This window comes from Nocardioides sp. Z13_37, assembly GCF_058355585.1.
This window is the reverse complement of sequence record NZ_JBZGDV010000001.1, coordinates 607,663-630,391: the sequence shown is the minus strand read 5'-3', so window position 1 is coordinate 630,391 and position 22,729 is coordinate 607,663. Positions and strand designations below refer to the sequence as shown.

The 22,729-nt window shown below is 73.3% G+C and carries 22 protein-coding genes; 14 read left to right on the top strand and 8 right to left on the bottom strand.

What is annotated here, in order from left to right; genetic code table 11:
• Positions 1-22 precede the first annotated feature (22 nt).
• The 6 genes from AC4H2S_RS03025 (at position 23) to AC4H2S_RS03000 (ending at position 8,578) form a co-directional block, all read left to right on the top strand.
• The gene (locus AC4H2S_RS03025) at positions 23-892 is read left to right on the top strand and encodes an aldo/keto reductase (protein ID WP_491495482.1); all 870 of its coding nucleotides are present in this window, start codon (positions 23-25) and stop codon (positions 890-892) included.
• Between the two features lie 45 nt (positions 893-937).
• Positions 938-1,489, top strand: a complete 552-nt coding sequence (locus AC4H2S_RS03020) for a GNAT family N-acetyltransferase (protein ID WP_491495481.1) — start codon at positions 938-940, stop codon at positions 1,487-1,489.
• A gap of 52 nt (positions 1,490-1,541) precedes the next feature.
• Complete coding sequence (locus AC4H2S_RS03015) at positions 1,542-1,976, top strand: Fur family transcriptional regulator (RefSeq protein ID WP_491495480.1); 435 nt, start codon at positions 1,542-1,544, stop codon at positions 1,974-1,976.
• 75 nt (positions 1,977-2,051) lie between these two features.
• Positions 2,052-4,331, top strand: coding sequence for a catalase/peroxidase HPI (gene katG / locus AC4H2S_RS03010; RefSeq protein WP_491495479.1), 2,280 nt, complete (start codon positions 2,052-2,054; stop codon positions 4,329-4,331).
• Between the two features lie 243 nt (positions 4,332-4,574).
• Positions 4,575-5,987: an MFS transporter gene (locus AC4H2S_RS03005; RefSeq protein WP_491495840.1), complete on the top strand. Its 1,413-nt coding sequence runs from the start codon at positions 4,575-4,577 to the stop codon at positions 5,985-5,987.
• A 125-nt stretch (positions 5,988-6,112) separates the two neighbouring features.
• Complete coding sequence (locus tag AC4H2S_RS03000) at positions 6,113-8,578, top strand: immune inhibitor A domain-containing protein (RefSeq protein ID WP_491495478.1); 2,466 nt, start codon at positions 6,113-6,115, stop codon at positions 8,576-8,578.
• An 82-nt stretch (positions 8,579-8,660) separates the two neighbouring features.
• On the opposite strand, the gene AC4H2S_RS02995 is transcribed toward AC4H2S_RS03000, so the two are convergent.
• Both AC4H2S_RS02995 and AC4H2S_RS02990 read right to left on the bottom strand, forming a co-directional pair.
• The gene (locus AC4H2S_RS02995; RefSeq protein WP_491495477.1) at positions 8,661-9,086 is read right to left on the bottom strand and encodes a hypothetical protein; all 426 of its coding nucleotides are present in this window, start codon (positions 9,084-9,086) and stop codon (positions 8,661-8,663) included.
• A gap of 35 nt (positions 9,087-9,121) precedes the next feature.
• Entirely contained in the window at positions 9,122-10,267 is a 1,146-nt protein-coding gene (locus AC4H2S_RS02990; RefSeq protein ID WP_491495476.1) for an alpha/beta hydrolase family protein, read from the bottom strand.
• Between the two features lie 100 nt (positions 10,268-10,367).
• Between AC4H2S_RS02990 and AC4H2S_RS02985 the strand changes: the two genes are divergently transcribed.
• Positions 10,368-11,237: a sigma-70 family RNA polymerase sigma factor gene (locus AC4H2S_RS02985; protein ID WP_491495475.1), complete on the top strand. Its 870-nt coding sequence runs from the start codon at positions 10,368-10,370 to the stop codon at positions 11,235-11,237.
• A gap of 45 nt (positions 11,238-11,282) precedes the next feature.
• Here AC4H2S_RS02985 and AC4H2S_RS02980 read toward each other — a convergent pair whose 3' ends face one another.
• A complete protein-coding gene (locus AC4H2S_RS02980) occupies positions 11,283-12,686 on the bottom strand; it encodes an MFS transporter (RefSeq protein WP_491495474.1) in 1,404 nt (467 codons plus the stop codon).
• Positions 12,687-12,837: 151 nt separating this feature from the next.
• Here AC4H2S_RS02980 and AC4H2S_RS02975 point away from each other — a divergent pair, with 151 nt between their 5' ends.
• The gene (locus AC4H2S_RS02975) at positions 12,838-13,074 is read left to right on the top strand and encodes a hypothetical protein (protein WP_491495473.1); all 237 of its coding nucleotides are present in this window, start codon (positions 12,838-12,840) and stop codon (positions 13,072-13,074) included.
• A gap of 90 nt (positions 13,075-13,164) precedes the next feature.
• Here the strand turns inward: AC4H2S_RS02975 and AC4H2S_RS02970 are convergent, their stop codons facing one another.
• Both AC4H2S_RS02970 and AC4H2S_RS02965 read right to left on the bottom strand, forming a co-directional pair.
• Complete coding sequence (locus AC4H2S_RS02970) at positions 13,165-13,485, bottom strand: hypothetical protein (protein WP_491495472.1); 321 nt, start codon at positions 13,483-13,485, stop codon at positions 13,165-13,167.
• 47 nt (positions 13,486-13,532) lie between these two features.
• Positions 13,533-14,681, bottom strand: a complete 1,149-nt coding sequence (locus AC4H2S_RS02965; RefSeq protein ID WP_491495471.1) for an oxidoreductase — start codon at positions 14,679-14,681, stop codon at positions 13,533-13,535.
• A gap of 96 nt (positions 14,682-14,777) precedes the next feature.
• Here AC4H2S_RS02965 and AC4H2S_RS02960 point away from each other — a divergent pair, with 96 nt between their 5' ends.
• The 5 genes from AC4H2S_RS02960 (at position 14,778) to AC4H2S_RS02940 (ending at position 18,403) form a co-directional block, all read left to right on the top strand.
• The gene (locus tag AC4H2S_RS02960) at positions 14,778-15,362 is read left to right on the top strand and encodes a mycothiol transferase (protein WP_491495470.1); all 585 of its coding nucleotides are present in this window, start codon (positions 14,778-14,780) and stop codon (positions 15,360-15,362) included.
• 83 nt (positions 15,363-15,445) lie between these two features.
• Entirely contained in the window at positions 15,446-15,757 is a 312-nt protein-coding gene (locus AC4H2S_RS02955) for a hypothetical protein (protein ID WP_491495469.1), read from the top strand.
• On the top strand, positions 15,757-16,818 hold the full coding sequence (locus AC4H2S_RS02950) for a hypothetical protein (protein WP_491495468.1): 1,062 nt from the start codon (positions 15,757-15,759) through the stop codon (positions 16,816-16,818). The genes AC4H2S_RS02955 and AC4H2S_RS02950 overlap by 1 nt, the downstream gene beginning before the upstream one ends.
• Positions 16,815-17,345, top strand: coding sequence for a DUF4919 domain-containing protein (locus AC4H2S_RS02945; protein ID WP_491495467.1), 531 nt, complete (start codon positions 16,815-16,817; stop codon positions 17,343-17,345). Before AC4H2S_RS02950 ends, AC4H2S_RS02945 begins: the two co-directional genes overlap by 4 nt.
• Positions 17,342-18,403, top strand: a complete 1,062-nt coding sequence (locus AC4H2S_RS02940) for a WD40 repeat domain-containing protein (RefSeq protein ID WP_491495466.1) — start codon at positions 17,342-17,344, stop codon at positions 18,401-18,403. Before AC4H2S_RS02945 ends, AC4H2S_RS02940 begins: the two co-directional genes overlap by 4 nt.
• Positions 18,404-18,443: 40 nt before the next feature.
• Here AC4H2S_RS02940 and AC4H2S_RS02935 read toward each other — a convergent pair whose 3' ends face one another.
• Positions 18,444-18,653: a hypothetical protein gene (locus AC4H2S_RS02935; RefSeq protein WP_491495465.1), complete on the bottom strand. Its 210-nt coding sequence runs from the start codon at positions 18,651-18,653 to the stop codon at positions 18,444-18,446.
• Between the two features lie 108 nt (positions 18,654-18,761).
• On the opposite strand from AC4H2S_RS02935, the gene AC4H2S_RS02930 reads away from it, so the two are divergent.
• Positions 18,762-19,139, top strand: coding sequence for a DUF1304 domain-containing protein (locus tag AC4H2S_RS02930; RefSeq protein ID WP_491495464.1), 378 nt, complete (start codon positions 18,762-18,764; stop codon positions 19,137-19,139).
• A gap of 19 nt (positions 19,140-19,158) precedes the next feature.
• On the opposite strand, the gene AC4H2S_RS02925 is transcribed toward AC4H2S_RS02930, so the two are convergent.
• Positions 19,159-20,820, bottom strand: a complete 1,662-nt coding sequence (locus tag AC4H2S_RS02925) for an NAD(P)/FAD-dependent oxidoreductase (protein ID WP_491495463.1) — start codon at positions 20,818-20,820, stop codon at positions 19,159-19,161.
• 46 nt (positions 20,821-20,866) lie between these two features.
• Positions 20,867-22,705 carry a Na+/H+ antiporter gene (locus AC4H2S_RS02920; RefSeq protein ID WP_491495462.1) on the bottom strand — a complete coding sequence of 613 codons (1,839 nt, stop codon included), beginning with the start codon at positions 22,703-22,705 and terminating at the stop codon, positions 20,867-20,869.
• Between the last annotated feature and the right edge of the window lie 24 nt (positions 22,706-22,729).

Below are 22,729 nucleotides of genomic sequence, written 5' to 3'. Positions count from 1 at the left end.
GGCCGGCCGTAGGGTCGGGCGCATGAAGACGCGCACTCTCGGCAACCAGCAGGTCGGCGCCATCGGCCTCGGCCTGATGACCTTCGACCAGACCGGCACGCAGCCGCGCCAGCAGCTGCTCGACACCGTCTCGGCGGCCCTCGACGCCGGCGTCACCCTCTTCGACAGCGCCGACGCCTACGGGCCCGGCGACGAGCTGGGCGCGGACGCCCAGGGCGAGAACGAGCGCCTCATCGCCTCGATCCTCGACGAGCTCGGCGTGCGTGACCGCGTCCTCCTCGCCACCAAGGGCGGCCACGTCCGCACCGACGGCGGCGGCTGGGACACCGACAGCTCCGCGGCCCACCTCCGCGAGGCCGTCGACGCCAGCCTCCAGCGGCTCGGCGTCGAGCAGATCGCGCTGTGGCAGCACCACCGCCCCGACCCGAAGGTCCCCTACGACGACGTCATCGGCACGCTCAAGGAGATCGCCGACAGCGGCAAGGTCGCCCACGTCGGCCTCTCCAACGCCGACCCGCAGCAGATCCGCGCGGCACACGCCGTGCTGGGCGACGCGCTGGTGAGCGTGCAGAACCAGTTCAGCCCCAAGTTCCGCTCGAGCCGTCCCGAGATCGACGTCTGCGACGAGCTCGGCCTGGCCTTCCTCCCGTGGAGCCCGCTGGGCGGGCTGTCCGACGCCAAGGAGCTCGCCGACAAGCACCCCGCCTTCGCCGAGGTCGCCCGCGAGCGCGGCATCAGCGCGCAGCAGGTCGCCCTGGCGTGGGAGCTCGCCCAGTCTCCGGTCGTGATCCCCATCCCCGGCGCCAAGCGGCCCTCCTCGATCGTCGACTCCGCCGCCGCGGCCGACATCGAGCTCACCGACGAGGAGCTCGCGCGCCTCGACGCGAGCTGACCCGACGTCTCCGGGCGGGGGTCGTCGCCCCCTAGGGTGTCGCGGGTGCTGAGCCTGCAGATCGACGACGCCCGCCTGTCCGACCTCGAGCCCTGGCACGCCGAGCAGCTCGCCGGCCTGTTCCGCGCGCACGGCGCCGACTTCTACGAGTGGCTGCCGTGGGAGGGCTTCGAGGACGTCGACGCCGCCCGCGGGTTCATCGAGGGCTTCGCCAAGGCCCGCGGCGAGGGCACCCGGCGCCTGCTCGGCATCTGGGTCGGGGACGACCTCGTCGGCGGGACGCTGTTCCCCAGCATCAACCCCCGCTCCCGCACGGCCGAGGCGGGCGTCTTCCTCGCCGCGCCCGCGCGGGGCCGCGGCATCGTCACCCGTGCGGTCGCCGCGATGCTGGACTGGGCATTCGCCGAGCGGGGGATGCACCGCGTGGAGTGGCGCTGCGCCCCGGGCAACGAGGCCAGCCGGCGGGTGGCACAGCGGCTCGGCTTCACCCACGAGGGCACCCTGCGCGAGGTGTTCCCCGTGCGCGAGGAGCGACAGGACCTCGAGGTCTGGTCGCTCCTGGCCCGGGAGTGGGCCGGCCCGGCGGCGCGCGACTGACGCGCCGCGACAAAACTTGACTCGTTCAAGAAAACGGGGCAGGGTGGTGGCGATGGACGACGTCGACTTCGAGCACCTGCTGCGCAGCGCTGACCTCCGGGTCACCCGGCCGCGCCTGGCCGTGCTCCGCGCCGTACGCCGTCACCCGCACGCCGACACCGGCAGCCTGCTCGCCGCGGTGCGCACCGAGGAGCCGACCGTCTCCCACCAGGCGGTCTACGACGTCCTCGGCGCGCTCTCCGACTCTGGGCTGGTGCGCCGCATCCAGCCGGCCGGCTCGTCCGCGCGCTACGAGCTGCGCGTCGGCGACAACCACCACCACGCCGTGTGCCGCTCGTGCGGCGTCGTCGCCGACGTCGACTGCGCGGTCGGCGCACGCCCCTGCCTCGACGCCTCCGGCACCGGCGGCTTCGTCATCGACGAGGCCGAGGTCACCTACTGGGGCCTGTGCGCCGACTGCTCCGCCGACCGCGTCGTCGCCACCTGACGACCCCCTCACACCCTGCACCACCCGCGTCCCACCTACCTCCCTCGCACCGATCCCCTCTCGAAAGGTTTCACCATGACCGACAGCCAGGACACCACCCCCGAGAGCCCCCAGGGGGTCGACCGGAAGGCCGAGGCCGGCTGCCCGGTCATGCACGACTCCGCCGCCGCCCAGGGCAGCGAGAGCGAGAACCCGGCGATCGACTCGCCGCAGCCCAAGACCGGCGGCCGTCCCCACAGCCTCCAGGACTGGTGGCCCGACATGCTCGACCTCTCGGTCCTGCACGCCCACTCGCCGAAGGGCAACCCCCTCGGCGCCGACTTCGACTACAAGAGCGAGTTCGAGAAGCTCGACGTCGAGGCGCTCAAGGCCGACCTGGTCGAGCTGATGCACTCCTCGCAGGACTGGTGGCCCGCCGACTTCGGCCACTACGGCGGCCTGTTCGTGCGGATGAGCTGGCACGCCGCCGGCACCTACCGCATCTACGACGGCCGCGGGGGCGCGGGCGACGGCGGCCAGCGCTTCGCCCCGCTCAACTCCTGGCCCGACAACGCCAACCTCGACAAGGCCCGGCGCCTGCTGTGGCCGGTCAAGCAGAAGTACGGCCAGAAGATCTCCTGGGCCGACCTGATCGTCCTGGCCGGCACGGTCGCCATGGAGGACATGGGCTTCGAGAACTTCGGCTTCGCCTTCGGCCGCGAGGACGTCTGGGAGCCGGAGGAGATCTTCTGGGGCCCCGAGGACACCTGGCTCGGCGACGAGCGCTACTCCGGCGAGCGCGAGCTCGACGAGGTCCTCGGCGCGGTCCAGATGGGCCTGATCTACGTCAACCCCGAGGGCCCCAACGGCAACCCCGACCCGATCGCGTCGGCGCGCGACATCCGTACGACGTTCGCGCGGATGGCGATGAACGACGAGGAGACCGTCGCGCTCATCGCCGGCGGCCACACGTTCGGCAAGACCCACGGCGCCGGTGACGCCTCCCTGGTGGGCCCCGAGCCCGAGGGTGCGCCGCTGGAGCAGCAGGGCCTGGGCTGGAAGAGCGAGTTCGGCAGCGGCAAGGCCGGCGACACCATCACCTCCGGCCTCGAGGTCACCTGGACCTACCACCCGACCCGGTGGGACAACGAGTTCTTCCACATCCTCTACGCCTACGACTGGGAGCTGATGGAGTCCCCGTCGGGCGCCCACCAGTGGCGCCCGAAGAACGGCGCCGGAGCCGACATGGTGCCGGGTGCCCACGAGGGCGACCCGCGTCGCGAGCCCCGCATGCTCACCTCCGACCTGGCGCTGCGCATGGACCCGGAGTACGACAAGATCTCGCGTCGCTTCAAGGACAACCCCGAGGAGTTCCGCCTGGCCTTCGCCAAGGCCTGGTACAAGCTGCTCCACCGCGACATGGGCCCGGTCAGCCGCTTCCTCGGCCCCTGGGTGCCCGAGGCGCAGCTCTGGCAGGACCCGGTCCCGCCGGTCGAGGGCGAGCTCGTCGGTGACGCCGACATCGAGACCCTCAAGGCCGCCGTGCTCGACTCCGGCCTCTCGGTCTCCGAGCTGGTCTCGACCGCGTGGGCCTCGGCCGCGAGCTTCCGCTCCACCGACAAGCGCGGCGGCGCCAACGGCGCCCGCATCCGCCTCGAGCCGCAGCGCACCTGGGAGATCAACCAGCCCGAGCAGCTCTCCCGCGTGCTCGACACGCTCGAGTCCATCCGCTCCGACTTCAACGCCAAGGGCGGGGCGCAGGTCTCGCTCGCCGACCTGATCGTGCTCGCGGGCAACGCCGCGGTCGAGAAGGCCGCCCGCGACGCGGGCGTCGAGGTCACGGTGCCGTTCCACGCCGGTCGCACCGACGCGACCCAGGAGCAGACCGACGTCGACTCCTTCCGGGTGCTCGAGCCGCGCGCCGACGGGTTCCGCAACTACGTGCGCCCCGGCGCCAAGCTGCGGCCCGAGACGCTGCTGGTCGACCGTGCGTACATGCTCGACCTCACCGCGCCCGAGATGACCGTGCTCGTCGGCGGTCTGCGGGCCCTGGGCAACAACGTCGGCGGCGTCCAGCACGGCGTCCTCACCGACCGCCCGGGCGTGCTCACCAACGACTTCTTCGCCAACCTGCTCGCCCCTGGCGCGCAGTGGAAGGCCTCGGAGTCCGAGGAGGGCGTCTACGACATCCGCGACGCCGCGACCGGTGAGCTGAAGTGGACCGCCACCGCGGTCGACCTGATCTTCGGCTCCAACTCGCAGCTGCGGGCGCTGGCCGAGGTCTACGCCAGCGAGGACGCCCGCGAGAAGTTCGTGGCGGACTTCGCCGCGGCCTGGGCGAAGGTCATGGAGCTGGACCGCTTCGACCTGCGCTGACCCGCCTGCGACGGCCCGGACCCCTCGACGGGGTCCGGGCCGTCGCTGCGTCCAGGTCAGGACGTCATGAGAATGCCCGGTGCGGACCGGGACATCCCATGACGTCGGCTCGGTCATCACCTTCGCCGACTCGTCGCTGTTCGCCTGCGCACATCCGGCGCAGATCCGGCACGAATCCGGCGCAGTCGGGCGGATATTCGGGGGCGCGCTGTCGGTGGTGGCACCTAGGGTCGCGGGGTGTCCATGGACGACCTCGACCCCGTGCCGGCGGACCCCGCGGCCCCGCTCGCCGAGGCACACCTGCCACCCGGGGTGACCCGCGGCGAGGAGACGCTGCGCACGTTCCGCCACGTGCTCGCCAACACGCTCGTCGCCAACGTCACCTCGAGCTACCTCTGGTTCGCCCTGACCTTCTGGGCCTACCTCGAGACGCGGTCGGTGATGGCCACCGCGATCATCGGCGGCGGCTACATGCTCTTCACGGCGGTGTTCGGCACCTACTTCGGCACCCTCGTCGACCACCACCGCAAGAAGCAGGTGATGGTCGCCTCCTCGACGGTCACCCTCGTCACCTACGCCGCGTCGGGCGGGCTGTGGGTGCTGCTGGGCGAGGAGCGGCTGGCCGACTGGGGCAGCGCGTGGTTCTGGCTGTTCGCCGCCGTCATCCTGGTCGGCGGCGTGGTGGAGAGCCTGCGCAACATCGCCCTGTCCACCACCGTGACGCTCCTCGTCCCCGAGGACGGCCGCGACAAGGCCAACGGCCTGGTCGGCACCGTCCAGGGCATCGCCTTCATGATCACCAGCGTCTTCAGCGGGCTCAGCGTCGGCCTGCTCGGCATGGGCTGGACGCTCGCGGTCGCGATCGCGCTCACCGGGGCGTCCCTGTTCCACCTGCTGCCGATCCCGATCCCCGAGCTCGACCCGGTGCCCGAGGCGGGCGCCTCGCGCTTCGACGTGCGCGGAGCGGTCGCCGCCATCCGGGCCGTGCCCGGGCTGGTCGCGCTGATCCTGTTCTCGACCTTCAACAACCTCGTCAACGGCGTCTACATCGCGCTGATGGACCCCTACGGCCTCACGCTGTTCAGCGTCGAGGCCTGGGGCGTCGTGCTCGGCGTGACCGGCATCGGCTTCGTGGTCGGCGGTGGCCTGGTCGCCCGCTTCGGCCTCGGCGCCAACCCGGTGCGCACCCTGCTGCTGGTCAACGTCGCCGTCGCCGTCCTCGGCATGACGTTCACGCTGCGCGAGTGGGCGTGGCTCTACGTCGTGGGCCTCTTCGTGTTCATGTGCATCATCCCGGCTGCGGAGTCAGCCGAGCAGACGATCCTGCAGCGGGTCGTCCCGTTCCGCACCCAGGGCCGGGTGTTCGGGTTCGCGCAGAGCGTCGAGCTCGCCGCCAGCCCGATCTCGGCGTTCCTCATCGGTCCGGTCGCCGAGTTCGCGCTCATCCCCTACATGGAGTCGCCGGAGGGCCGTGACACGTGGCGGTGGCTGCTCGGCGACGGGGACGCGCGCGGCATCGCGCTGGTGTTCCTCATCGCGGGGGCGATCATGTTCGTCACCGTGCTCGTCGCGCTGGCCTCTGCGCCCTACCGGCGCCTCTCCGCCGCGTACGCCTCTGCTCCGCCCCAGGAGCTCGAGGCGCCGCCCGCGCACTGACCGATCGGTCGGTTTCCCCAAGGTTTGCCCTGTTCAAGCCCCCGCCTCCCGGCTTAGTGTCCGCAGGGCAGGGAGTTGTCGTGGCCGATCCAGCCCGCCTTCCTGCCTCTCGGAAAGGAAGTCTCGTGAGATCCACGACCCTTGGGCTGTCCCTGGCCCTGATCACCGGGGCCGGGGCACTGAGCCTCGCTCCCTCGTCCGCCGCCCCGGCGGACAACCAGCGCAGCGTCGAGGAGGGGCGTTCGGCCACCGCCGAGCACGTCCTGCCCAACCCCGCCGCCGAGAAGCAGGAAGCGCTCCGGCAGCAGGCCTGGGCCGACGTGCTGAGCGGCGAGGCAGCGCCGCAGACCATCAACGGCAACAGCGTGCTCAAGGTCGGCACGGAGCCCGCCGCCGCGCGCTCCACCAACGCCCGTGGCCGCAACGCCCGGGCCGCGGCCGCCACCCAGGACCAGTACGTCGAGCTGAGCAACGAGCGCACCGACAAGGTGTTCGTGTTCCTCGTCGACTACGGCACCCAGCGCCACCCCAACTTCCCCGACCGTGACACCGACCCGCTGACCGCGGGCCCCGTGCGCTTCGACGGCCCGGGGTTCAACGAGATCCCCAAGCCGGGTGCGAACGACAACTCCACCCAGTGGCGCCCCAACTTCAACAAGCGCTACTACCGCGACCTCTACTTCGGTGAGGGTGACGGCGTCGAGTCGCTCAAGACCTACTACGAGCGTCAGTCCTCGGGCCGCTACAGCGTCGAGGGCATGGTCACCGACGTCACGACGGTGCCCTACAACCAGGCGCGCTACGGCCGCAGCAACGGCTACCCGTGCGGCGGCACCAACTGCACCAACGTCTGGAACCTCGTCTCCGACGGCATGAACGCCTGGGTCGCCGACCAGAAGGCAGCCGGCAGGACCGACGCCCAGATCAGGCGCACGGTGGCCCAGTACGACATCCGCGACCGCTACGACTTCGACGGCGACGGCAACTTCGACGAGCCCGACGGCTACATCGACCGCTTCCAGATCATCCACGCCGGCGGCGACCAGGCCGACGGCGACCCGCTCTACGGCGAGGACGCGATCTGGAGCCACCGCTGGAAGGCCTTCCAGAACACCGGCCAGGGCCCGGCCCCCGGCGGCGTCCCCAACCCCGACGGTGGCGCGCAGATCGGCAACACCGGCATCTGGGTGGCCGACTACACCGTCCAGCCGGAGAACGGCGGCCTGTCCGTCGTGGCGCACGAGTACGGCCACGACCTCGGGCTGCCCGACCACTACGACACGGCCGCCTCGGGCGACAACCCCGTCAACTGGTGGACCCTGATGGCCCAGAGCCGCGTCTCGGCCCCGGGCGACCAGGGCATCGGCACCCGGGCCGCCGACCTCGGCGTCTGGGACAAGCTGCAGCTGGGCTGGCTCGACTACGAGACCGTGGTCGCGGGCCAGGACCGCACGATCGACCTCGGCCCCCACGAGTACAACTCGGCGAAGGCCCAGGGCGTCGCGGTCGTGCTGCCGGACAAGCAGATCCCGACCACGCTGCTCACCCCGCCCGAGGACACCAAGCAGTGGTACAGCGGTCGCGGCAACAACTACCGCTCGTCCATGTCGCGCGCCGACCTGGCCGTCCCGGCCGGCACCACGTCCCTGTCGCTGAAGGCCGCGTGGAACATCGAGGAGGACTACGACTACGCCTGGTTCGAGGTCGAGTCCCCCGTCGGCAGCGGCACCTGGACGGCGCTCGACACCTCGTCGATCGACCCCGACACCGACGCTGACGCGGATCCGAACAACGACCCGGTCAAGGAGCCCGGCATCGACGGCGTCAGCAACGGCTACGTCACGGCGAGCTTCGACCTGTCGGCCTACGCCGGCACGACGATCGGGTTCCGCGCACGCTACGCCACCGACGGTGCCGTCGAGGGACAGGACCCCGCCCTGGGCTGGTCCGGTCTCCTCGTGGACGACATCAAGGTGACCAACGGCACCACGACCGTCCTCGCCGACGGCGCCGAGACCTCGCCCAACGGGTGGACCCTCGACGGGTTCCGGTCGATCGCGGCGAGCTACAACACCGCCTACGACCAGTTCTACCTGGCCAGCAACCGCCAGTACGTCTCCTACGACAAGTACCTCCAGACCGGTCCCTACAACTTCAGCTTCGCCGACCGGCCCGACTTCGTGGAGAAGTTCCCCTACCAGGACGGCCTGCTGGTGAACTACTGGGACTCGTCCTACACCGACAACAACACCAGCCAGCACCCCGGCGGCGGCCTGGTGCTGCCCGTCGACGCCAACCCGGAGCCGCACTACAACCTCCAGGGGGCCGCGTGGCGCGGACGCATCCAGACCTACGACGCGCCGTTCAGCCTGCAGACGTCCGACTCCTTCTACCTGACGGCCGACGGTCGGCGCAGCTACATCCGTGGACGAGCGGCCAACCCGCTCTTCGACGACAGCGACCCGAACCGCTACTTCGCGCCGTACGCCGCCGCGGGCCTGCCCCGGGTCGGCGTGAAGGTGGCCGGAGTGGGTGTGAAGATCCAGGTGCTCTCGCAGAGCGGCACCAGCATGCGGATCCGCGTGCGCTGATCCCCGTCGGGCCGACGCCGTCGGCCTGACGACCAGGTCGCACCGAGGGCCGGGAGCCGCATGGCTCCCGGCCCTCAGTGCGTCACCCCAGGACCCGGACGCCCCTCGCGCGGACCACCGGGCCGGCGCACCCGGTCGCCGCCAGGTCGGGCGCACCCGTCACGACGACCCGGTCGCCGGGCACCAGGTCGGCGGCCGGCCCACCGGTGATCGTCCACGTGATCGCGTTGTCGTCGCGCACCGCGAGGCAGTCGCCGATCATGACGACCTCGCCGACCACCCGCACCTTCTGCAGGGCCTCGCTCGGCGGGGTGGTGGTGCCGGTGGTGGGCTCCTCGGTCGGCTCCGTGGTGGGCTGCGTGGTGGGCTGGGTCGTCGGCTCGGTGGCGCTCGGCTCCGTGGCGCTCGGCTCGATGGCCGGGTCGGACCCGCTCGGCTCGCGGTCCCCGCACCCCGAGACGGACACCGCGAGCAGGAGGGCGAGGAGGGCGACGGTCCGAGGGCGCATGGTGGTGGGACGGCGGGAGGCGCCCGACGGCTCCGTCAGGCCGGCATCCGGGCGTCGACGAAGCGGACGGTGCGGTCCATCGCAGCGACGAACGCCGGGCCGAACGCGTGCCCGTCGCCGTACCACTCGAGCGTCGCGTCGACCCCGGCCCGCGTCATGGCGCGCTGGGTGGCTCGCGCCCACGCCGGCGGGCAGGTGTCGTCGAGGCGTCCGTGCACCATGAGCACCGGCTCGGTGATGTCGCCGAAGAGGGGTCGCGGCGAGACGCCGCGCCAGAACTCCGGGTCGTCGGCCGGCAGCCCGTGCCGTCCGCGGAAGCCGGCCTCGAGCTGCGCGAGCGGGGCGTCCGGGCGCTGGAACTGCGCGAAGTTGTCGGTCTCCAGGCTGGAGACCGAGGCCCAGCCGACGCCGGCGGCGAACATGCCCGGCTCGGCGGCGAGCGCACGCATCATCACGCCGCCGCCCATCGAGCGGCCGAACAGCGCGATCCGGTCGGGGTCGACGCGCACGTCGCGCGACTCGCGCAGCGCGTGAAGGGCGGCGATCGCGTCGGCGGCGTAGCCGAGGCGTACGGCGGTCTCGATGCGGGGGTCATCGCTCGACTCGGCGTGGTTGCGGTAGTCGACGTGCAGCGCGACGTAGCCGCGCTGGGCCAGGAAGCCGCGCTCGCGGGTCATGCCCTGGCCGCGCACGTAGTAGGCGGGGTCGATGTAGCCGTGGGCCAGCACCACGGCCGGGAAGGGACCGCGCCCGGTCGGCACGTTGAGCACCCCGCTGATCCGCAACCGGCGGGTGCCCTCGCCCGCCGTCGTCGAGGCGAAGGTGACGTCGTACGACGTGTAGTCGGCCGTCTGCTCGCCCACGGCGCCGAGCCGCAGCCCGCCGCCGGTCAGGTCGGCCCGGGACAGGGCGGCCATCGAGATGGGATGGGCCGGCTCGAGCTCCTCGGTCGGGTCGGCGGTGGGCTCCTGGGTGGGCGCCTCGGTGGGCTCCTCGGTGGGCTCCTCGGTGGGCTCCGTGGGCTCCTCGGTGGGCTCCGCAGACGACGTTTCGCTCGAGCTGGGCGCCGCGTCGGGCCGGTCGGCCCCCGCGCCGCCGCCGCTGGTGCAGCCGGCGAGCAGTGCCAGGACCGCGACGACGGTCGTGACCGGGGCTGCGGCCCGGAGCCGGAGAGCCTGCATGTCCACCAGTGTGCAAGACGGCCGGTCGCGCCGCGTGTCACGTCCGCGGCCGCTGGTGCGTCGACTGGTCGAGACGACGCGCACGCGGAAAGGTGGACCCATGGACCGGACGGAGGCCTTCGAGGCGGAGCGGCCGCGGCTGCTCGTCCTCGCGGCGCGGGTGCTCGGCGACCACGCCGAGGCCGAGGACGTGGTGCAGCAGGCCTGGCTGCGGCTCGAGCGCGCCGGCACCCGCGACGGCACCGACATCGACAACCTGGCGGCCTGGCTCACCACCGTCACCACCAGGCTCTGCCTCGACCGGCTCCGCGCGCGTACGCCCGTCCCCGTGGAGGACCCCGTGGGCGACGACGCGACGACCGAGCTCTGGGCCGAGCCCACACCCGACCCGGCGGACGACGTCGCGCTCGCCGACACCGTCGGGATCGCCCTCCAGGCGGTCATCGACCGGCTGTCGCCGCGCGAGCGGGTCGCCTTCGTCCTGCACGACAGCTTCGGCTTCGACTTCGCGACCATCGGCGCAGTCCTCGACACCACCGCGGTCTCGGCCCGCAAGCTCGCCTCGCGCGCCCGCGCCAAGGTGGCCCAGCCCGCGCCCGAGGACGCGCTGGCCGACTGGGAGGTGGTGGACGCGTTCATGGCCGCTGCCCGGGGCGGTGACTTCGAGCGGCTCCTGCGGCTGCTCGCCCCCGACGCGGTGGTCGGTGCCGACGAGGCAGCCGTCCTGATGGGCACGCCCGCGTCCATGGAGGGCAGCGACGAGGTGGCCACCTTCTTCAACGGCAGCGCCCACGCGGCCCTGGCCGTCTTCGTCGGCGACCGTCCCGGCTCGGCGTGGTTCCACCGCGGCGCGCCCGCCGTCGTCTTCGACTTCGAGGTGGCCGACGGCCGGGTCCGGGCGATCACCTTCCGCGCCGATCCGGCCGTGCTGGAGCAGGTCGTACGGCGCGAGGGGCCGGCGCCGCGGTGAGGTCGTGACGCGCGCCCTGGCCGCGGACGGCCCGGTGCGGGCGGGTCAGCGGTCGACGGGCGGCTTGCGGGGCACGGCGATCCGCCCGCGCGGCGTGCTGAGCGCGAGCCCCGCGATGAGCACCCCGGCGACCAGCAGCACCGCCCACACCCACCCGCCCATGTGGTCGAACGCCAGCGCGTCCGACGACGTCTGCGGCACGGCGAGGATCGAGCCGGCGCCGGCGATGCCGATCAGCTGGCCGGTCTGCTTGGAGGTGGAGATGAGGCTGGACGCCAGCCCCGCCTCGGCGGTCGGCAGCTCCGAGAGCGCGGTGACGCTGACGGGATCGGCGATGAGGCCGAACCCGAGACCGAAGACGTAGTAGGGGACGACGACCGTCCACAGCGCCGCCGACTCGGTCGTCCACAGACCTCCGGCGCCGAGGGCGATGAGCACGCCGCTGGCGACCAGTGCCGCACGGGAGTGGCCGCCGGCCACGAGGCGCGCCGCCAGGAGGGCCGAGGCGGTGGCGCCGGCGGCCAGCGGGATCGTCATGAGACCGGCCTGCGTGGCGTCCAGCCCGCGCTCGGACTGCAGGTAGAACGTGTTGACGAACAGCAGGCCCGCGAGCGCCAGGTAGCCCGCCACCGCCATGGACAGCGCGGTGACGAACGGCCGGTCGCCCAGCAGGTGCAGCGGCAGCAGCGGGTCCGAGCGGCGCAGCTCGTAGGGCGCGAGGGCGCCCAGTGAGGCGACGGCGACGAGGGCGGCAGCGAGCACCGGCGCGGACGTCCACCCGAGGTGCGAGCCCTCGATGAGGGTGAACGCGATCGCGGCGAGGAGGAGGGTCAGCAGCACCTGCCCGACACCGTCGAACGGGGTCGGGTGCTCGGAACGCGACTCCTGCAGGAGCGCGACCGCGAGGACCGACGCGACCACCCCCAGCGGCACCCCGGCCCAGAAGACCGATGTCCAGCCGAGGTCCTTGACGAGCAGACCGCCGAGGATCGGCCCCGCGGCGAGCGACGCGGTGCCGATCGTCGTCCACCACATCACCGCGACGGCGCGCCGCGCGGTCTCGGGGAACGCCGCCGCCAGCAGGGACAGGCCGGCCGGCGCGATCAGGGCGCTGCCGACACCCTGGACGACCCGCCCGACGACGAGCGGTGGCACCGAGGTGCTGAGGGCGCAGACGATCGAGCCGACGACCATCACCACGTTGCCCAGCACGAGCACGCGTCGTCGGCCGATGCGGTCGGCGAGGTTGCCCGCGAAGACCAACAGGCTCGCCAGGCTCAGCACGTAGGCGCTCACCACCCACTGCAGGGAGCCCAGTCCGGCGCCGAGGTCGCGCGAGATGTCGGGCAGGGCGATGTTGGCGACGCTGCCGTAGACGGTGTGCAGGAACTGCGACAGGCAGCAGACGACGACCAGCCACCCGCCCGCGACGCTGCGTGACCTCGCCATGTGCGCCCCCTGCCCGAGGCGTCGACTCTACCGGCGTGGTCGGACATGCGCAGGGCACGCGAGGGCCCGCCCCGACGCCGCGTGTCACGTCTGTGGCGTCCCGCTCGTCGACCGGGCAGAGTCACCCCAGCAGACGAAGGAGGAGGACAGCATGAAGACCATGACCTGCCGCCAGCTCGGCGGCCCCTGCGACCTCGCCCACCGCGGCGAGACCCACGACGACGTGATCGTCGCGCAGGACGCGCACCTCAAGGAGGCCGAGAAGGCGGGCGACGAGGCACACCTGCCGGCACGCAAGGAGATGAAGGGCCGCTGGCGCCACCCCAAGCGTTCGCTCGGCTGGTACCGCGAGATGCAGGCCGCCTTCGCCGCACTCCCCGACGACTGACGGTTCATCAAGGTATGTCGCTGGACCTGCACTTCCCATGGCGAGCTGACCGTGGGAAGTGCAGGTTGGCCTACATACCTTGATGAACCGTCACGGGCGGGCGCGGCGCCGGTCGGCGAGCAGCCAGGCCGCGCCGGACGCCGCCGCGGTGACCCCGAGGACGGACGGCCAGGTGCCGACCTTCTTCGCGAGCGGGTGCGAGGCGCCCATGGCGGTCCAGTAGGCCGCGCTCAGCCCGGCCGCCAGCGGCACGCCGCCGACGGCGTACCACTGGCGCGCGGCGAGCGCGTTGGCGCCGAGCATCGCGGCCCCGCCGAGGGGTCGTACGCCGGTCCGCTGGGCGAGGGTGAAGCCGCCGACGAGGCCGGCGGCGAGCAGGGGGGCGGTCGGGACGCGGGAGAGGTCGGCCATCCGTCGACCCTAGCGAGACGGCGTACGCCGCCGGCCGGCGCGCGGGGTCAGCCGCGCCCGACGCGGCCCTTCGACCCCGCCGCCCAGCACACCGCCCCGACGCACTCGATCGCGTGGTAGCCGAGCTTGCTGACCCGCTTCCACGTGGCCCCGCCGTCGGAGGTGATGCTCGAGCCGGCCGAGCCGCCGTAGTCGCCGGTGGCGACGGCGTAGCGGGTGCCGCGGAGGAACGACACGTCCTCGCCGACGTGGGTCAGGTCGGCGCCGACGGTCCACGTGCGACCGTCGCGGGTGTAGGACGTCGTGTCCTCGGTGTCGTCGGCGTCGGCGAAGTCGCCACCGACGGCGATGCCGTGGCGGGGCGAGGCGAAGTCGCCCGCGAACCCGCCGGCGGACTCACCGGCCGGGATGCCGGAGGCGGTGGCGCGCCAGGTGAGTCCCCGGTCGTCGGAGCGCAGCACGCGCGAGCGCTTGCCGCCGGTGATCAGGAACGCCGACCTGCCGGCGGTGACCAGGCAGTCGCCGCTCGCGGCGAAGCCGAACTCGCCGTCCGAGGCCGGCATGCCCTTGCTGGGCAGCACCGACCAGCTGCGGCCGCGGTCGGCGGTGGACAGGATGCGGAGCTTGCCGTCGACCGGGTCGCTGACGGCCAGGCCGCGCTTGCCGCCGCCGTAGAAGGCCATGCAGTCGTAGAACGCGTCCTCGTCGGTGTTGCGGAACGCCTCGGTCCAGCTGGCACCGCCGTCGGTGGAGCGGTAGATCCGCGAGGCCTCGCCCGGACCGATCGCCAGGACGTGGGCGACGCGGCCGTCGACCTCGACGTCGCGGAACGACAGGCCCTCGGTCAGCTCGGGGCTCACGTCGGTCCAGGTGCGGCCGCGGTCGGTGGTGCGGAAGACCCGGGCGGGTCCACCGTCGGTCAGGCTCTCGCCCGTCACCCACGCCTCCCTGGGGCTCACGGCGCTCAGGCCGCGGAGGTTCTGGTCGGCGTCGACCACGGTCTGGGCCCAGCCGTCGCGGAACGGGTCGGGACCGCCGGGCTTGGCGTCGGCCTTGGCACCGGGCTTGGCACCGGATGTCGCGTCGGGCGGCGCCGCGGTCGCCGGGACGGCGAGGGTCAGGGCCACGGCCGAGGCGACGGCCGAGGTGAGGAGGGAGTTGAGGACGGGGGTGAGGGTGACGCCGAGTCGTCGCATCCGCACACGATGGCGCGAGGCGAGGATCGGTGTCCACCCCCTCGTGCCCGGTGAACCGGTCGCCGGTCGTCCGCAACCGGGTCTACGGTCGCTGGCATGAGCACCGACGACCACGACACCTGGGTCCCCCCGCCGTGGGAGCCGCCGATCGACGGCACCGAGGCCGAGCACGTGCTCGGCGCCCTGGCCCGCCAGCGCGCGACGCTGCGGTGGAAGGCCGACGGCCTCGACGAGGCGGGCCTGCGCCACCGGCTGCCGTCGTCCGCGCTGTCCCTCGGCGGCCTGCTGCTCCACCTCGCGCTGGCCGAGGACTACTACCTGACGACCAAGCTCCGCGGCGAGGTGCTGGACGAGCCGTGGCGCTCGCTCGGCCACGACGGGACCGATGAGTGGGAGTTCGTCACCGAGCGCCTGGGCGCCGCGGAGACGTACGCCGTCTACGACGACGCGGTCGTGCGCAACACCGCCCGGATCGAGGAGGCCCTGGCCGAGGGCGGCCTGGACCTCCGTGCCCACGTCGACGACGGCAACGGCCACCACCCGCGCCTGCGCCGGCTGCTCCTCGACCTGCTGGAGGAGTACGCCCGGCACACCGGCCACGCCGACCTGCTCCGCGAGGCCGTCGACGGACGCGTGGGGGAGGACCCGCCGGAGGGCTGGACCCCCTCCTGGCTCGCGTAGCCCCGCCGACCTGACCGTTCGCCGTCATCCCCAGGCGCCGTCGCGTCGGTTTCGCGAGGCGCGCTGCGGGGCATCGACCCTCCATGTCGACCTATCAGGTGGAGCCGGACGAGCTGCGGGCCGCAGCGAGCGACCTGCGTTCGGCGGCCAGGGCCGCGCGGGCCGCGGACGCGTCGGACGCGATCGGGATGCTCGGGGGCGCGCTGCCGGGCAGCAGCACCGCGAGCGTGATGCCCCAGTTCGCGACCGCGTGGGACGACGGGATCGACGTGTGGGCGTCGTCGGTCGACGGGTTCGCCGACGGCCTCCAGGCGGCCGCCACCGACGCGGAGGCCGCCGACGCCCGGGCCCAGGCGTTCCAGGCGTGGCTGCGGAAGTTCCTGGGGGTGAAGTAGTGAGCATCACCTTCGGTGATCTCAGGTCCTGGCGCGCCGAGGGCGTGAAGGCGGCGAGTGACGAGCTCCGCGTCGACATCCTGGCGCTGGAGAAGGCCCGCGACGCGGTGGAGGCCGACGCGGTCCCCGCCGGGTGGTCCGGCATCGCGCGGTGGGCCGCGGTGATCCGGCAGGCGGGCCTGGTGGCCCAGATGACGAGCCACATCGAGGGCCTGGCCCGCTTCGAACGCCAGGTCTACGCCCAGATCGGCCCGGTCACCCGGATCGAGCAGGCCGTCCAGGACATCCTCAGCGACGCGGCGGCGCAGGACCTGGCCGTCGACTCCGCCGGCACCGTGAGCGACGTCGCGCCGCGCCGCACCTTCGACAACCAGTTCGAGGCGCGCGAGCACCAGGCGATCCGGCAGAGCGCGGTGTCCGCCCTGGCGACGCGGGTCGGCGACGTCCTCGACGACGCCTACGCCGTCGACTCGGCGCTCGTGGCCGCGCGGCCGCAGGGTTCCTTCAGCGACGACGGCCCTGAGTACGTCGTCGACCCGGAGGTCGAGCGCGACTGGTCGTCGATGTCCGACGCCGAGCGCCGCCGGGTGCTGGAGCACATCGCGGAGCAGCAGGCCCGCGACGCCGGAGTCGACGACTTCGAGGTGCGCATCGAGGACCTCGAGGACCAGGACGGCGACGGCAAGGACGACGACCCGTCGACCGACTCGCGCGGCAGCTGGAGCGAGGGCGACCGGGTGCTGCGCATCGACGAGGGCAACCTCGACGACCCCACCATCCTCGGCACGGTCGCCCACGAGGTCCGCCACGCCCAGCAGCACAAGGCGGTCGACGACCTGCCTTGGTGGTGGTGGGAGGACTACGACGGACCGCCCGGCGTCAGCCAGGAGGAGGTCGAGGAGTGGCGGGACAACTTCGACGACTACAAGACCTCGGACGATGACGGCTTCGACGCCTATCGTGACCAGCCTGTCGAGAAGGACGCCCGTGAGACCGGCGGCGACTACCTCGACGACCTCGACAAGGACGACCTCGACCGGATCAGGGAGGAGGCGCGATGAGCGCGCACAGCCAGTCCGGCGGGCCGGCGCTGTCCGACCTCGCGCTCGGCTGGGCCCGCACCCGGTCGGCCGCCGACCTCGCGGCGCTGCGCGAGGTCGTCCGCCGTTCGCCCGGGTTCGACCCGGGCCTCGACGTGGTCGCCCTCGTGGCGCCCGCCCTGGCTCGCGGTGACCACGCCGAGGTGGTCTCGCGCGTCCAGGGCGTGATGCCGGGCGCGTTCTTCTCCCCGTCGGCGCACGCGGCGCTCGCCGCCGCGCACGCCGGGCTCGGCGACGACGCCCGCGCTCGCGCCGAGCGCACCCTCCAGGCGTTGGCGCTCGAGTCGATCCGGAGCACCGGCGACGGCACCCGCGAGCACCCGTGGAGCGTGCTGCGCGTCGGCGACGAGTACGACGTGCTGCGCGCGGCCCGGCGGACCTCGCGGCAGCAGACCGTCCTCACCTTCGCCGGCCGCTCGCTCGACCGCCACGAGTGCGACGACGGCGGCGAGGCCTGGTTCGACGTGACCCACCTGGTGGGTGCATGAGCCGGGCCCTGCCCCTGGCGGCGGTGCTGGCGGCGGCGGCCCTGGCGCTCGCCGGCTGCTCCTCCGACGACGGGCCCGAGGGAGAGGGCAGCGGGGGCGGTGACGGCGGTGACGCGGGGTCGGGTGACGTCGTGCAGGTGCCCGGCGTGGCGGTCACCGGCGACTCCGCGGCGCTGAGCCCCGACGGTGGGCGGCTCGCGGTGCCGTGCGACGGCGAGCTGTGCGTGTGGTCCACCGGCGACGGGACCCTCGGCGAGCGGTGGACCGGGGGAGGCGTGGTCGCGTGGAGCGCCGCCGGCCTGGTCGCGACCGACCGGGTCGAGGGCGGGACCGTGTCGGTGGTCCTCCTCGACGGCACGACCGGTGAGGAGGTCGGCGCGGTCGAGGCCTACGACGCCGATGTGGTCCAGGACGCCGCGGGCGGCGGCCTGCGCGACCTCGAGTTCTCACCGGACGGCGAGACGCTCGCCGGGGCCGGGGCGGACGGCGTCGTACGCCTCTGGTCGGTCGGCGACCCGGCGGAGGTGGCCGCGGTCGAGCCCGGGCTCGACGTCGAGGGCGACGCCGTCGCGGTCGCGTGGTCCCCCCGCGCCCCGACGCTCGCGGTGGCCGCCTCGGATGCTCCGGTGACCCTCCACGACACCGCGACCGGCAAGCAGGTGGGCGAGCTGGACGCACCGCCGCAGGGCCACGTGGCCTGGGCCCAGGACGGCACCACCCTCGCGACCTCGTCGTTCGCCCTGGACGACCGGGCCGCAGTGACGGTCTGGGACAGCGCCACCGGCCTGGAGCAGGCGGCGCTTCCCGCCGCCGGGGACCACCTGGCCTGGCTCGACGCCGACACCGTCGTGGCGAGCGTCAAGGACGATCCCGACGTGCAGCTCTGGGACTGGCGCGATGACGCCCTGCAGGCTCTCGCCGGCGCCGACGACACCCCGCGCGCCGTGCTCGTGGCGCCCGACGGCTCGCGGGTCTACGCGGTCAGCCCGCGTGACGGCGTCCTCGCCTGGCGGGTGTCGGACGCCGCCGCGACCCCGTTCGAGGAGCCGCAGGAGTGACCTGGCGGGCCCGGCGCCCGACAGACCACGGGGGTGCGGACTACTTGCTCGGCTCTGGGGTGTCGACGTCGGGGCAGCCCACCTTGGGGTTGAGGCCGGTGTAGTTGAGCGGACCGGAGACGATGTTGAGCGCGATGTCGCTTGCCTCGGAGCAGTTGGTCTTCGTGTCCTCGAAGTAGCCGCGCTGGTACGCGGCGAACGCGCCGATCGCGAGCCAGATCACGAGCAGGATGCCGATCAGTCGTCCCATGGAAACCTCCTCGTCGTCACGGCAGGGTCGCCGCGTGGTGGGGAAGTCTGCGCGTCGTGGTCGCCGCGTGCCACCCACGAAGGGGTAGCCGAGCCTAGTGTGAGTTGCATGACCATCCTCGCCGCGGTCTTCGCGGTCGGCGCCGCGCTCCTGCACGTCTACATCTGGGTCCTGGAGTCGTTCCGGTGGACGGAGCCGGCGACGCGGCGCGCGTTCGGGGTGGCGGAGGCCGACGCGCCACTGCTCGAGTCGATGGCCTACAACCAGGGCTTCTACAACCTCTTCCTGGCGATCACCACGGGCGTCGGCGTCGCCCTGCTCGCCCGCAACGAGGACGTCGGCCGGGCGCTCGCGCTCGCCGGGACCGGCTCGATGCTGGCGGCGGCCCTCGTGCTGGTCACCCACGACCGCGCGATGGTCCGCGCCGCGCTCATCCAGGGCACGCTGCCCGCGCTCGCGGTGGTCTTCCTGCTGCTGACGCTCTGAGGCGGGACCAGCGGCCGGGTCAGCGGCCGAGCCAGGCGTGGACCGAGGCCACCACCGAGGCGCCCTCGCCGGTCGCCGACGCCACCCGCTTCATCGAGCCCGCGCGGATGTCCCCGCCGGCGAAGACGCCCGGGAGCGTGGTGGCCAGGTCGGCGGGAGGCACGCCGTCGACCCAGCGCTCCGTCGGGACGTCGCGGCCGGTGAGGACGAACCCCCGGTCGTCGCGCAGCACGGTCGGGGGCAGCCAGCCGCACTCCGGAGACGCGCCCAGCAGCAGGAACAGCCCACGCGCCTCGACCCGCTCCCGCGCGCCGCTGTCGACGTCCTCCATGTCGAGCCAGGCGAGCTGCCCGACGTCGTCGGGGCCGCCGTCAACGACGCGGGTGCACGCGCGCACGGTGACGCGGGGGTTCCACTCGATCTCGTCGATGAGGTAGGAGGACATGGTGGCCCGCAGGTCGGGGCGGCGGACGACGATCGTCACTGCCGAGGCGAAGCGGGCGGCGTGGATCGCCGCCTGGCCGGCGGAGTTGCCGCCGCCGACGACCACCACGTGGTCGCCGGCGAGCTCGCGTGCCGCGGCCATCGCCGCGCCGTAGTAGACCCCGCGCCCGACGAGCTCCTCCAGCGACTCCACGCCGAGGCGGCGGTAGTCGACCCCGGTCGAGACGAGGACGGTGCGGGCGTGCACGTCGCCGCCGTCGGTGTGCACGACGTGGTGGTCGCCGTGGGCGCACGGGGAGATGCCGGTCGCGGGCCAGCCGGTGAAGAAGCGGGTGCCGAACCGCAGCGCCTGGCCGCGGGCGCGCTGGGCCAGCCGCATGCCGGAGATCCCGCGCGGGAAGCCGAGGTAGTTGCGGATCATCGAGCTGGTGCCGGCCTGCCCGCCGATGGCCTCGGCCTCCAGGCAGACGGTCGACAGGCCCTCGCTGGAGGCGTAGACGCTCGCGGCGAGGCCGGCCGGCCCGGCACCGACGACCACGAGGTCGACCACCTCGTCGACGTCGATCTCGTCGGGGCGGCCGTAGAGCCGGACGGCGAGCGAGCGAACGTCGGGGCAGTGGCCCGACCAGCCGGCCAGCGAGGACACGACCGGCCAGTGCCCGACCTCGTCCGGGCAGGTCGCCATCACCCGGCGGCCGACCTCGCTGTCGGGGTGGTGCACCCCGGCCGGCATCCCGACCCGGGCGAGGTAGTCGAGGAGGTCGCGGGCGAGCGCGTCCTTCTCCGGGGTGATGATGCGGACGTTCTCGACGACCGGCGCCGCCACCGTCGCGTTCCACTCGTTGAGCAGCTCGCCGACGGCGAGGTGGAACTCCTCGTCGCGGGGACCCTGCGGCATCAGCAGCAGCGCGTCGACCTTGCCGGCGGCGACGGCGTGGCGGAAGGTCTGGTTGTCCTCCCGGAAGCGGCTGACGTGGGTGACGATCAGCCGGCGTGAGGTGGGCACCGCCTGACGGGTGCCGCTGATCAGCCCGAACAGCTTGTCGCGGTCGTGGTCGCTGTCGACGACGAAGAGGGCGACCTGGTGCCCGGAGTGGATCAGCTCCTTGGCGGTGGCCTTGGCCGTCACCTCGTCGCTGACGTGGCGCACGTCGTACTCCCGCTCGTAGCGGGCGAACGCCTCACCCAGCTCGGGCGCGTGGTGGGTGGAGGCGATGACGATCGCGGGCGCTCCCATGCTCCGAGCGTAGTGGCGCCGGGGGCCGTGGCGGAGGGGTGATTTCTCAGCCGGTGATGTCGTGCACGTAGCACCAGCGCCACGACTCACCGGGCTCGGCCGACTGCACGACCGGGTGCAGGCTCTGGTGGAAGTGGCCCGTGGCGTGCCTGCCGACCGAGGAGTCGCAGCAGCCCACGTGCCCGCAGCTCAGGCACTGGCGCAGCGACACCCACCGGGTGCCCTCGACGAGGCACTCCGCGCAGGCCGGCTCGGTCCCGGTCTGCGTGACCGGGTGCTCCTCGAGGTCGCCGCAGGAGCGGCCGCCGGTGGGGGCGAGGCTGCTGCGGCGTACGTCGGCGCGTGCCGAGGCGGCGGCGTCGAGCATCGACTCCTCGATGTCGAGCATGCCGAGCACCTGGCTCACGACCTCGGAGGGCACGTGGCCCTTGCCCCGCACCCGCAGCACCTTGGCCCGCTCCGCCTCGATCATCTCGCCGCGGATGCGGGCGTAGAGCTCGGACGGCGTCTCCTCCTCGGCCGCGGTGGACAGCTGCTCCCACGCCGCGAAGGTGCGCTGGTCGACGCGCGCGCGGACCTGGGCGGCGACGCCGTGCTGGTCGTCGTACTCCAGCTCGTCGAGCCGGGCGAAGCCCGCGTCGGCGGCCTGCTGGAGCAGCGAGGCCCGGGCGAGGGCGTCCTCGGCGGGGTCGGGGGAGGGCACGTCGAGCAGCCGGGTCACGAGGGGCAGCGTGAGTCCCTGCACGAGCAGGGTGCCCGCCACGACGGTGAAGGCGATGAGGAGCAGCACCTCGCGGTGCGGGGCGTCCTCGGGGATGACGAACGCGGCGGCGAGGGTGACCACGCCACGCATGCCGGCCCAGCCGATGAGGAAGCTCCACGAGGCGGGGATGGGGTCGCGGCGGCGGAGGAACCCGGTGGCCTGCATGTAGACGAGCCGGACGACCACGACGGTCAGCAGGGTCGCGCCGCACACGAGCGCGATGCGCCATCCGGGCAGGCTGGAGTCGCGGGCGCCCGCGAGGATCCAGTCGAGCTGGAGGCCGATGAGGAGGAAGACGGTGCTCTCCAGCACGAACGCGACGGTGCGCCAGGTGATCCGCTCGGTGATCCGGGACTGTGCGGTCTGGATCAGCGGGGCCTTGTGGCCCAGCAGCAGTCCGGCGACGACGACCGCGAGGACGCCGGAGGCGTGGATCTCCTCGGCCGCCACGAAGGCCGCGAAGGGGGTCAGGAACGAGACGGCCGTGTCCATCAGCGGGTCGCGGAGCCGCGTGCGCAGCGCCGCGACGAGCAGGAAGGCGGCGCCGCCGATGAGCACGCCACCACCTGCCGCCAGCGCGAAGTCGCCGGCCACCGCGGCGATCGCCACCCCGCCGGACAGCGCCGCGACGGCCGTGCGGAGGACCACGAGGGCGGTGGCGTCGTTGAACAGCGACTCGCCCTCGAGGATCGTGACCACGCGGCGGGGGAGCCCGATGCGTCGTGCGACGGCGGTGGCGGCGACCGCGTCGGGCGGCGCCACCACGGCACCGATCGCGATCGCCGCCGCCCAGCCCAGGCCCGGCACCAGCCGGTCCACGACCACGGCGACGGCCAGCGCGGTGACCACCACGAGCAGCACCGACAGCCGCAGGATGGTGCCCCGGTTGGCGTTGAAGTCGACCAGCGAGGTCTGGATCGCGGCGGCGTAGAGCAGGGGCGGCAGCAGGCCGAGGAGGACCACCTCGGACTCGAGGTGGATGGTGGGAACACCCGGCACGTACGCTGCGGCCGCGCCGACGACGACGAGCAGGAGCGGCGCCGGCACGTGCAGCCGCTCGCTGACGGCGGTCGCCGCGAGGACGACGGCCGCCATCGAGACGAGCAGCAGGGCGAGCTCCACCGATCGAGTCTCGCAGACCAGTGG